The organism is Corallococcus sp. AB045, from assembly GCF_003668895.1.
Taxonomy (GTDB): Bacteria; Myxococcota; Myxococcia; order Myxococcales; family Myxococcaceae; genus Corallococcus; species Corallococcus coralloides.
In genome coordinates this window covers 1-10,868 of the sequence record NZ_RAWN01000133.1, presented here as the reverse complement: position 1 = coordinate 10,868, position 10,868 = coordinate 1, and the positions used below count along the sequence as shown (strand labels likewise).

Annotated in this window: 6 protein-coding genes; 2 read left to right on the top strand and 4 right to left on the bottom strand. The window is 69.9% G+C overall.

Annotation, left to right across the window (positions count from 1 at the left end; genetic code table 11):
* Positions 1-8 precede the first annotated feature (8 nt).
* Positions 9-2,882, bottom strand: a complete 2,874-nt coding sequence (uvrA, locus tag D7Y21_RS27340) for an excinuclease ABC subunit UvrA (protein ID WP_120566431.1) — start codon at positions 2,880-2,882, stop codon at positions 9-11.
* A 420-nt stretch (positions 2,883-3,302) separates the two neighbouring features.
* Here uvrA and D7Y21_RS27335 point away from each other — a divergent pair, with 420 nt between their 5' ends.
* The gene (locus tag D7Y21_RS27335) at positions 3,303-6,245 is read left to right on the top strand and encodes a choice-of-anchor D domain-containing protein (RefSeq protein ID WP_121716665.1); all 2,943 of its coding nucleotides are present in this window, start codon (positions 3,303-3,305) and stop codon (positions 6,243-6,245) included.
* Positions 6,246-6,329: 84 nt separating this feature from the next.
* Positions 6,330-7,253, top strand: a complete 924-nt coding sequence (locus tag D7Y21_RS27330; RefSeq protein WP_121716675.1) for a metallophosphoesterase — start codon at positions 6,330-6,332, stop codon at positions 7,251-7,253.
* Here D7Y21_RS27330 and D7Y21_RS27325 read toward each other — a convergent pair.
* The 3 genes from D7Y21_RS27325 to D7Y21_RS27315 are packed head-to-tail and all read right to left on the bottom strand — an operon-like array spanning position 7,243 to position 9,947.
* Complete coding sequence (locus D7Y21_RS27325; protein WP_233612300.1) at positions 7,243-8,406, bottom strand: hybrid sensor histidine kinase/response regulator; 1,164 nt, start codon at positions 8,404-8,406, stop codon at positions 7,243-7,245. The genes D7Y21_RS27330 and D7Y21_RS27325 overlap by 11 nt on opposite strands.
* Entirely contained in the window at positions 8,390-9,004 is a 615-nt protein-coding gene (locus D7Y21_RS27320; protein ID WP_121716663.1) for a chemotaxis protein CheB, read from the bottom strand. Before D7Y21_RS27320 ends, D7Y21_RS27325 begins: the two co-directional genes overlap by 17 nt.
* 16 nt (positions 9,005-9,020) lie before the next feature.
* Positions 9,021-9,947 carry a CHASE3 domain-containing protein gene (locus tag D7Y21_RS27315; RefSeq protein ID WP_233612299.1) on the bottom strand — a complete coding sequence of 309 codons (927 nt, stop codon included), beginning with the start codon at positions 9,945-9,947 and terminating at the stop codon, positions 9,021-9,023.
* Positions 9,948-10,868: the final 921 nt, after the last annotated feature.

Genomic DNA, 10,868 nt, shown 5'->3' with positions numbered 1-10,868 from the left:
GGGCCCCCTCAGGCTGCGTCCACGCGCTTGCCAATGCGGGCCCGGCGCGCCTTGCCCAGCACGTGCTTGAGGTAACGCCCGGTGTGGCTGGCCTCCACCTTCGCCACGTCCTCCGGCGTCCCGATGGCCAGGATGTTGCCGCCGCCCGAGCCGCCCTCCGGCCCCAGGTCGATGAGCCAGTCCGCGCTCTTGATGACGTCCAGGTTGTGCTCGATGACGAGCACGCTGTTGCCCGCCTCCACCAGCCGGTTGAGCACGGACAAGAGCTTGCGGATGTCCTCGAAGTGCAGGCCCGTCGTCGGCTCGTCCAGGATGTAGAGCGTGCGCCCGGTGGCCACCCGGGCCAGCTCACGGGCGAGCTTGATGCGCTGCGCCTCGCCGCCGGACAGGGTGGGGGAGGGCTGGCCCAGCCGCAGGTAGCCCAGGCCCACGTCGGTGAGCGTCGTGAGCACGCGCATGATGTCCTTGTGCGCGCCGAAGTGGTCCACCGCTTCGCGCACGCTCAAGTCCAGCGTCTCCGCGATGTTCTTGCCCTTGTAGCGTACGCGCAGCGTGGCTTCGTTGAAGCGCTTGCCGTTGCAGACCTCGCAGGGGACGTACACGTCCGCCAGGAAGTGCATCTCCACCAGCTTCACGCCGTCGCCCTCGCACGCCTCGCAGCGGCCGCCCTTGATGTTGAAGCTGAAGCGGCCCGGGCCGTAGCCGAAGGTGCGCGCCTCCGGCGTCATCGCGAACACTTCACGGATGGCGTCGAACACCTTGGTGTACGTGGCCGGGTTGCTGCGCGGCGTGCGGCCAATGGGCCGCTGGTCGATGTCGATGACCTTGTCCAGGTGCTCCAGGCCCTTGATGGACTTGTGCTTGCCCATGGGCTCGCGGCTCTCGTAGAGCGCGCGCGCCAGGGCCGGGTACAGGATTTCGTTGATCAGCGTGGACTTGCCCGCGCCGGACACGCCCGTCACCGCCGTGAAGATGCCCAGCGGGATGTCCGCGTCCACGTTCTTCAGGTTGTTCTCCGTCGCGCCCACGATGGAGATTTGATGCTTGGAGTTCACCGGGCGGCGGGACTCGGGGATTTCAATCTCCTGGCGGCCGGACAGGTACGCGCCGGTGAGGCTCTTCTCGTCCGCCATCACCTGCTTGGGCGTGCCCTGGGACACCACCTGCCCGCCCAGCTCGCCCGCGCCGGGGCCGAAGTCCACCAGGTAGTCCGCCTCCTCCATCGTCTCCTCGTCGTGCTCCACGACGATGACGGAGTTGCCCAGGTCCCGCAGGCGCTTGAGCGTGGTGAGCAGCTTGCCGTTGTCGCGCTGGTGCAGCCCGATGGAGGGCTCATCCAGGATGTAGATGACGCCCGTCAGCTCGCTGCCCATCTGCGACGCCAGCCGGATGCGCTGGCTCTCACCGCCGGACAGCGTGGACGCGGTGCGGTCCAACGTGAGGTAGCCCAGGCCCACGTCCACCAGGAAGGACAGGCGGCTGCGGATCTCCTTGAGCAGCTCCTGGGCGATCTTCTCCTCCTGCGCGCTCAGGCCCATCTGCGTGAGGAAGGTGCGCGCCTCCGTGATGGTCATCCGGCTCAGGTCCACCAGCGTGCGCTGATGCACCTTCACCGCGCGGCTCTCCGGACGCAGGCGCTCGCCCTTGCAGGACGGGCAGGGCTTGTCGCTGAAGTACTTCTGCAGCTCCGCCTTGCGCGCTTCGGACGTGGTCGTCTTGAAGTTGCGCATGGTGCGGGCGAGCAGGCCCTCCCACTCCATGTCGTACTGGCCGTTGTCGCCCCACTGCACGGTGAAGGACTTGCCCTTCGCGCCGTTCATCAGGACGTCTTTCTCCCGCTTGGTCAGCTTCGCGTACGGGACGTCCAGATCAATCTTGAACGCGGACGCCAGGCTCTCCACGAAGTCCGCCGTCCAACCCTCGCCGCGGTTCATGCCGCTGGCCCACGGTTCAATCGCGCCGTCGCGGATGCTGCGTGTCTGGTCCGGCACCAGCAGGTCCGCGTCCATCTCCGGCCGCGTGCCCAGGCCGTTGCAGTCCGTGCACATGCCCAGCGGGTTGTTGAAGGAGAACGACGCCGGCGTCAGGTCCCCGAAGGACAGGCCACACGCGGGGCACGCGTTCAACTCGCTCATCACGCGGTCGGATGCGAGTGTGCCCTTCTCGTCCGTGATGATGAGCGTGCCCTTGCCCTCGCGCAGCGCGGTCTCCACGGAGTCCGTCAGGCGCGTGCGCAGGTCCGGCTTCAACACCAGCCGGTCGATGATGAGCGCGATGTCGTGCTTGGACTTCTTGTCCAGCTCGATGCGCTCCTCCAGCTCACGCACCTTGCCGTCCACGCGCGCGCGGGAGAAGCCGCGCTTCTGCGCCTCCGCCAGCAAATCCTTGTGCTCGCCCTTTCGGTTCGTGACGATGGGCGCCAGCACCTGGAGCTTGGTGCCCGCGGGCAGCTTCATGATCTCATCGACGATCTGCTGCGCGCTCTGCTTGCCCACCTTGCGGCCGCACTGGGGGCAGTGCTGCACACCGATGGAGGCGTAGAGCACGCGCAGGTAGTCGTGCACCTCCGTGACGGTGCCCACCGTGGAGCGCGGGTTGTTGCTGGCCGCCTTCTGCTCGATGGAGATGGTGGGCGACAGGCCTCGCAGCGTGTCGTAGCGGGGCTTCTCCATCTGCCCCAGGAACTGGCGCGCGTAGGAGGACAGGCTCTCCACGTAGCGGCGCTGCCCTTCGGCGTAGAGCGTGTCGAACGCGAGCGAGCTCTTGCCGGAGCCCGACACGCCGGTGAACACCACGAGCTTCTTCTTCGGGATGTCCAGGGAGACGGTCTTGAGGTTGTGCTCCCTGGCACCACGGATGGAAATGACGTCGGGCTCGGACATGGAGGCGCGCTTTATCACTGAAAGGGTGTTCCGGTGCACGCAAAGGCGCACGCCCGGAGAAGTTCAGCAGAAACACCCCAGACCTCCGCCCGCATCCCCACAGCCAGACGGGCACCCCGGCCGTCCTGCGCGCTCCACTCGTCCCCTCTGAAAGTCGCACGGCCCCCGAGGGTAAGGGGTCGGTGTGGCATCGACCGTTTGTGAAGCTTTTGCAGTCGCTTCCACGAAACGTGGAATCTCCTGCTTTACCCGTTAAATGCCGTTCCCCTGCGTGGGCGCCCGTTTGCCGTGTTGGCGGTGTGACGGCGCCTCGTTGGGACGTCCAGGCACCAGGGTTGCACCTTTCCAAGCCGACCGGAGCCACGTGCAGCGCTGTGTGGGGGGACTCCGGTGCCGCGTGTAGGAAGGATGGGACTCTGTATGCGTGGACTCCGATGGCTGGTGTTGGCGTTGGTGGTGGCGGCGGCGGCGGCGTGTGAGCGACCCACTTCACAGCAGGCACGCACGGGCTTCGCGGCGAGGCCGGAGCTCCTGGAGTTCGGCCCCGCCGCGGTGGGGCGCACCAAGACGATGACGTTGCGGCTTGCGAACCAGGGGCGCGCGTCGTACCGCGTGGAGGGGGCGCGCTCGTCGCTGCCCAACGTCAGCGTCCCCGTGTTCGAACCCTTCACGCTGACGGCCGGCGAGGAGCACGAGATTGAAGTGCGCTTCACGCCCGACGTGGAGGGCGCGGTGCAGGGGCAGCTGGAGCTGTTCACGGACGCGTCCGGCGGCGCGGCGACGCAGGTGCCCGTCAGCGGGCGCGGTGTGCAGGCGCTGGTGGAGGTGCCGGAGACGGCGCTCGACTTCGGCAACGTGAACCTGGGGCTGGTGGAGATGCGCGAGGTGACGGTGCGCAACCCCTCCGACGTGGAGAGCCCGCTGGTGGTGTCGGTGGAGGGCGCGGACAAGGATCAGTTCTCCGCGGGCGCGGGGATTCCGTCCACGCTGGCGCCGCATGAGACGCGCAAGGTGCCGGTGGCCTTCAGCCCCGTGCGGCTGGGCAACGCGGAGGCGGCGCTGCACGTGGCCGTGTGCGACGGCTGCGAGCCCGCGGTGGTGAAGCTGACGGGGATGGGCGTGGCCGGCGCGCTGGAGGTGACGCCGCTGCGCGTGGACTTCGGCCGGGTGGCGGTGGGCGCCACCGCCGAGGAGCGCATCACCGTGCGCAACCTGGGCTCCGAGCCGCTCAGCTACAAGGGCGCGTCGCTCCTGGAGGATCCGTCCGGTGTGTTCAAGGTGGTGAGCGCGCCCGCGCTCCCCAACGACGTGCTGACTCCGGGCGCGGTGGTGGAGCTGCGCGTGACCTTCACGCCCGCGGCGGCCGGCCGGGTGCGCGACGGCCGCGTGGAGGTGTCCGTGCGCAAGCCGAAGACGACGTCGCCCGGTCCCAAGGTGACGCTGACGGGCGAGGGCGGCGCGTCGTGCGTGGAGGTGACGCCCGCGCACCTGGACTTCGGGCCGGTGGCCTTCGGCATGACGGCCACGCGCGACGCCACCGTGCACAACCGCTGCCGCGAGGAGACCACCGTCACCGGGCTCCACCTCACCACGCAGGCCGGGGGCTACTTCACGCTCGCGCAGCCGCCGTCGAGCCAGCCGGTGGCGCCGGGGGGCACGCTGACGGTGGGCATCACCTTCAGCCCTCGCGCGGGCGTGGGCAGCGCGAGCAGCGGGCAGTTGGCCGTCACGTCCACCCAGCGCACCTCCAGCGCCACGGACGGCGTGACGCTGTCGGGTGAGGGGAAGAACTTCGCGCCGTGCGAGTACGCGCTGCCGTCGGTGCTGGACTTCGGCCAGGTGCCGGTGGGCTCGGAGGTGGCGCTGGGGGTGACGCTGCGCAACACCGGCACGCAGGCGTGCTTCCTGGCGGGGCTCCAACTCGCGTCCGGGTCGGACCCGGCCTTCCGCGCGACGACGGTGGCCAACAGCGTGCTGGAGCCCGGCAAGAAGGCCACGCTCCTCGTGCGCTTCCACCCGTCCAGCGAAGGGGAGTTCCAGGGGCTCGCGGAGGGCTGGGTGAGCCACCCCACGCGCGGCCACCCGCTGGTGAACCTGGTGGGCAGGGGCGTGCAGGGGTGCTTCTCCGTGCAGCCCACCACGGTGGACTTCGGCATCAGCCGGCTGGCGTGCGGACCGCGCACTCGCGAGTTCATGGCCTACAACGACTGTCCGGGGGACGTGAAGGTGACGGGCATGAAGCTGGAGCAGCCGGGCCAGGAGTTCGCCGTGTCCGGCGCGCTGCCGGCCACGATTCCCGCGGGCGGGCGCGTGAAGCTCACCGCGAAGTACGCGCCCGTGGAGGAGGGGGAGGACGCGGCGACGGTGCGCTTCACGCTGAAGGACGGCGCCGTCTACAACGCGGGGCTCGTGGGGCGGGGCCTGGCGAAGACGGACCAGACGGACCGCTTCGTCCAGCAGTCGGAGGCGCGCGTGGACGTGCTCTTCGTCGTGGACAACTCGGGCTCCATGATGGAGGAGCAGCAGAGCCTGGGGGATAACTTCGCGGCCTTCCTGTCCGCGGCCACCGCCGCGCAGGTGGACTACCGCATCGGCGTCACCACCACCGGCCTGGACCCGTCCCCGGGCGGCTGGTCCGAGTGCCCCGGCGGCGCGCTGGGCGGTGAGAACGGGCGGCTGTTCCCCGTGGACGGCTCCAGCCCGCGCATCATCACGCCGGAGACGCCCAACGCGGCCGGCGTCTTCGCCACCAACACGCACGTGGGCGTGTGCCACTGGAACGAGCAGGGCCTGGACGCGACGCACCGCGCGCTGTCGGATCCGCTGCTCTACGGCCTGGACGACCCGCGCACGCCCCAGGCCAACGACGGCAACGGCGGCTTCCTGCGCGAGGAGGCGAAGCTGGCCATCATCGTCCTGTCGGACGAGGAGGACTTCAGCGCCCAGCCGGTGTCCTTCTACGAAACCTACCTCCTGGCCCTGAAGGGGAACGACCCATCCAAGGTGAGCTTCAACGCCGTGGTGGGCCCGGAGGACCTGACCACCTGCACCACCTCCAGCAGCTCCGGCAGCCGGTACATGGAGCTGGCCCGGAAGCTCAACGGCGTGGTGGACAGCATCTGCACGCCCAACTGGGCCGTGTCGCTGGAGAAGCTGTCGGAGAGCGCCTTCGGGCCCAACCGCGCCTTCCCCCTGTCCGAGCTGCCGGAAGACCCGGGCGCCATCGTCGTCCGGGTGGACGGGCTGCCCGTGACGGATGGCTGGTCCCATGACGCGCGAGCCAACGCCGTCGTCTTCGACCGGCTGCGCGCCCCGGCCCCGGGTGCGGTGGTGGAGGTCACCTATCCGCTGGGTTGCCCGTAGCCGGGGCGGCCATACGTCCGTCACTGGAAAGTGACCGGGGCGGATGACTCGACAGGGCGGGGCGGGAGGCCTTGAGTGACGGACATGCCGCAGGACTCCCTCCTCGTCGCCGCGCTGGGTGACATCCATGGCCGCTTCCACCGGGTGGAGGCGTGGCTGGATGCGCTGGAGCAGGCGCGCGGCCGGAGGGTGGACCTGGTGCTGGCGGTGGGGGACGTGGAGGCCTTCCGCCACGCGGACGACCACCGGCGCAAGGCCGCCAAGCGCGCCATGCCCGCCGAGTTCGCCGGGTACGCGGACGGCATCCGCCGCGTGAAGCGGCCGCTGTACTTCATTGGCGGCAACAACGAGGACTTCGAGGCGCTGCACGACCTGCCCGACGGCGGGGAGCTGGCCCCGGACGTCCACTACCTGGGCCGCGCGGGCCTGCGCACCCTGGGCCCGTTGCGCGTGGCGTACCTGTCCGGCATCCACGCGCCGCGCTTCATCGACCAGCCGCTGAAGCGGCCCACGTCGCTGGATACGGCGAAGCAGGCGGGCTACTTCCGCACGCCGGAGGTGGAGCAGGTGTCCGCGCTGCGGGACGTGGACCTGCTGCTGGTGCACGAGTGGCCCCGGGGCATCGTGCAGAAGGCCCGCGACGAACGGCTGGCCACCGCGCGCCCGCTGCCCTCGCCTTGGATTGGCAATCCGGTGACGCGCAAGCTGGTGGACACGGTGCACCCGAAGTGGGTGCTCTGTGGCCATTCGCACAAGCCCTTCGCCGTGGCGCTGGACTCGCACGGGCGCACGCTGTCGCGCGTGGCGTGTCTGGATCAGGCGGCGCGGCCGGACACCGCCGTCTTCTGGCTGGAGTTCGAGGGGCGCGAGGCGCAGCGCGCCGGCTGGGGTGTCTCCGGCGTTGTCTCCTGGCAAATGGGACAGCGCTGGGGGCTGCACACGCTGCCGCCGCTGGAGGAGTCGGACGGGCCGGGCAGCGTGCCCGCGGACAACGGCGCTACAGCTTGACGACGTCCACGCCCTTGCGCGGCAGCTCCACGCGGAACTCCGTGTAGGGCCCGGTGCCGGAGAGCACCTCCACGCCGCCCTGATGCGCGTGGATGATCTGCTGGACGATGTAGAGCCCCAGGCCCAGGCCTTCTCCCCGGCCCCGGCGCTGCTGGCCGCCCCGGAACGGGTCGAAGAGGAAGGGCAGCAGGTGGGCGGGGATGACGCCCACGTTGGTGATGGTGAAGTGCAGCGCGTCGTCGCGCGTGCCGTCCACGAGGATGCGCACCGGCTCCGCGGTGTCGCCGTGCTGGAGCGCGTTGCCGATGAGGTTGGAGGCCACCTGCGCCAGCCGGTCCGCGTCCCAGTCCCCCACGAGGTCGCCGTCCTGCCGCACCTCGATGCGGTGGCGCGGCCACGCCGTCTGGTGCTCCTGCACCATGCGCTGCACCAGCTGTCCGAAGTCCGTCTCGCCCCGGCGCAGCGGAATCCCGCCGGCCAGCCGCGCGCGCGCCAAGTCCAGCACGTCTTCAATCATCCGGCCCATGCGCTTGCCGGCGGCCATCATCCGCGTGGCCGTCTTCTTCACGGACTCATCGTCCGAGCGGCGCTGGAGCAGGTCCGCCGCGGTGAGGATGGCGGAGAGGGGGTTTCTCAGGTCGTGGCCCAGCACCGCGGTGAACATCTCGTTGAGGCGCAGGGTCTCCGCGAGCGTGTCCAGCTGCTGCGCCAGTTGCTGTTTCTGGCGGTGCATCTGGAAGAAGACCTCCGCCTTGCCGCGCAGCGCGTGGGCCTCCAGCGGCTTGAAGAGGAAGTCCACCGCGCCGGCCTCGAAGCCCTTGAAGGTGCGCCAGGGGTCGCCCCCGCCCGCGGTGACGAAGATGATGGGCACGTCGCGGGTGCGCTCGGAGCCGCGCATCAGCTCCGCCAGCTCGAAGCCGTCCATCTCCGGCATCTGCACGTCCAAGAGCGCGAGCGCGAACTCGTGCCGCAACAGCAGCTCCAGTGCCTCCGCGCCGGAGCGGGCGCAGTACACCTCCACGTCGTCACGCCGCAGCACGGCGGAGAGCGCCAGGAGGTTCTCCTCCAGGTCATCGACGAGCAGGCACTTCACCCGGAACGCCACGGGCAGGGGCTCCTTGCTGAGGACGGACAGGTCAGATAGCACCGCCATCTCCCCATGCCCGGAAGACGGCGGGCATCTGTTCAAGAGGCAGCACGAAGTCCACCGGCCCGGCTGCGAGCGCCGCCTGGGGCATGGTGGGCGAGCGAGCCGTATCGGGCGCCTGCACCAGGGTGACGCCGCCCCGGCGTTTCACCGCCTGGAGCCCCAGCGCCCCGTCCGCGTTGGCGCCCGAAAGGATGACGCCGCCCAGGCGCGGGCCATATAGGGCCGCGGCGGACTCGAAGAGCACGTCGATGGCGGGGCGGGAGAAGTGAACGGGGGCGTCCGCGGACAGCGCGAGCGACGGCCTCTTCGCGTCCCGGTCCACGAGCAGGTGGTAGTTCGGGGGCGCGAAATAGAGGGTCCCGGGCTGGATGGGCTGCTTGTCCCTCGCCTCATGCACCGGCAGCGTGCACCGGGAGGTGAAGACCTCTGGCAGCAGGCTGGGGAGGCTCCGCGGTAGGTGCACGACAACGAGGACCGCGGGCCGGAAGTTCGTGGGCAGCGCGGGCAGCAGGTGTGTCAGGGCATCCACCCCTCCCGCGGACGCACCGATGACGATGGCGTCGACGCGGCCAGCGGGCGGAGCAGGGCGCGGAGTGGGCATGGCGGGTGGGTCCTCCCTAGCGCTTCTGGTAGAGCCGGTCCTCGGGGACGACGGGGGTGAACGAGGCCTCGTGCGAGGAGAAGCGCGGCGATTCGCGCGCACCCAGGCCCAGGAACCCCTTGTGACAGAGGGACTCTTCGAACAATCCCAGCGCGCGCTCCCGCAGCCCGCGGTTGAAGTAGATGAGCACATTGCGGCACGACAGGAGCTGCACCTCTGCGAAGAGGCTGTCGGTGGCCAGGCTGTGGTCCGAGAAGACGATGTGCCCCTTGAGCGACCGGTCGAACACCGCGCCGCCGTACGCGGCGGTGTTGGCGGCGATGCCCAGCAGAGCGAACAGCAGCGCGGATCCGCTCAGGGTGACGGCGAGGGACAGGTTGGCGGACGCCTGGAACTCCCCGTAGCGGCTCGTGAGGAGCGAGCGTTCCTCCAGCGCCATCTCCTCCACGGTGGCGCGGATGGTACGCATGGCGGCCATGCCGCGATCCTCCTTCACCACGGCGATGGCCTGCCGGCCCTCACCGCGCAGCTGCAGGTCCACGGTCTCCTGCAGTTCCGCCAGCTTCTCCGTGACCGCACCCTCCAGCCGCTCCAGCCGCTCCAGCTGCACGGCGCTGTCGGCGATGAGCCCGCGAAGCTCCGCGAGCTTCTCCGGCAGCGTCTTCTTCGCGAGGGTATAGGGGCTGAAGTAGCTCTCCGCGCCTGTGAGGAGGAAGCCGCGCTGGCCCGTTTCCGCGTCCTTCACGGTGGACAGCACCTCCGCCAGCTTCGCCGCGATTGTGAGCGTATGCGTCACCATCTGGCCCGTGGCCGCGCGCGTCTTGAGGGTGCGGTAGGAGATCAGGGCGATGGCGAGCACGGCCAGCACCGCCACGTCGAAGCCGGTGAACGTGGAAGGGGGCAGCGCCGGCCCGAAGCGCTCGATGCGCGGAGCGTCCTTCACGTGGGCCGGACTCAAGGACACCGCCCCGGGACGCACGGAAGGGAAGCAGTGAGGATGGAGCCCACGGAACGAACCCGTCCGACGAAGGTGAACGGATTGACTACCATGTCAGCAGGGTACGTCCGGGACCCGAGGCGCCGAAGTGTCGCCTTGTGCGCGCCCGGCGAAGGGTCGTGGCCCGCGAGGGTGCCAGCAGTTCGTCAACCCAGGCCGCGACCCGAAGTTCCCCAAGCGGACACGCGCATCGAGGAGTGTCCGTGGCCCGCGACGTCGTTCACGCGCGAAGCCCCAAGGTGGGGCACGGGTAGAGCCGACCGCCCGGGCCCGGTTGCCGCGAAACCTGTCCGACAGTCGGACAGGTTCGCGCCGCACGAAGCCCGAGGACGCGCACCTCGCGGAGCGCAGCGGTGGATGGCAACCAGTGCGCATTCGCGGGTGCCAAGGCCGGTTCATGATCAGAGGCGCCCGCCCGGGCCCGGCTGCCGCGAAACCTGTCCGACTGTCGGACAGGTTTCAACCGCATGAAGCCCGAAGCCGCGCGCCCCACTGCGACGGACTGCAACGGAGTGCGTGCACGGGCGCCAGGACAGGACCACGAGCAGATGCGTCCGCCCGGGGCCGGTTGCCGCAGAACCTGTCCGACTGTCGGACAGGTTTCCGCCGCATGAAGCCCGAAGCCGCGCCGGACCGACAGGGGCACAACGTCATGCGTGCGCGGATACCAAGTTGGGGCCACGGACAGGGGTGCCCGCCCGGGACCGATTGCCTCAAAACCTGTCCGACAGTCGGACAGGTTTTCGCCCCATGCGGCCCGGGGGCGCGCTGGCCCGGCAATCGACGCGGAGGGGGCTCGAACGTCCATGTCAGACCCCTGTGGTTGGATGGCGATGCTGGGACGAGGAGGGGGAATGGGGATGGGAC